Below are 522 nucleotides of genomic sequence, written 5' to 3' on the forward strand. Positions count from 1 at the left end.
TCACCGTTAAACTGCTCCATTAAAATCTTACAGGTCTTGATAACATTTTCGGCTTTTGCGTTATAAAGACCAATCGTTTTAATGTACTCTTTTAACCCGTCTACGCCTAAGTTATAGATTTTTTCAGCGGTGTTCGCAACAGGATAGAGCTTATCAGTTGCTTTGTTGACACTAACGTCGGTTGCTTGCGCCGATAACATAACGGCAATGAGCAATTCAAATGGTGATGAATAGTTTAATTCGGTCTGTGGAGAAGGTCTTTGTTCACGAAGGCGTTCAAAGAAAATTTGAATCTGCTTTTTCGTCATATTTTTGACGGCCATTCACACCTCCTGTAATTGAATGAGTTGCTGTTGTAGTTCATCAAGTTGAAGACGCTTTTTGGCATCTTCTCGAACACTGAGCTGCTTTTCCAACTTTTTAATTTGAGTACGAATTTTCGCTAATTCAATTGTGGTTTTTGCATCGCTTACAATCGCTTCTTTTCGCTTCTCGATGAGCTGAATTGAAGGTAAATCATCA

Annotated in this window: 1 protein-coding gene and 1 pseudogene; both read right to left on the reverse strand. The window is 38.7% G+C overall.

The annotated features are described in order from the left end of the window. Positions 1-323, reverse strand: a pseudogene (locus ABD296_RS50295) (hypothetical protein); the annotation flags it as partial. Beyond that, positions 324-522: hypothetical protein (locus ABD296_RS50300; protein ID WP_344285851.1), on the reverse strand; the 199-nt coding region annotated here is incomplete at its 5' end.

Origin of the sequence: Actinomadura napierensis (assembly GCF_039529375.1) — a bacterium.
Taxonomy (GTDB): Bacteria; Actinomycetota; Actinomycetes; order Streptosporangiales; family Streptosporangiaceae; genus Spirillospora; species Spirillospora napierensis.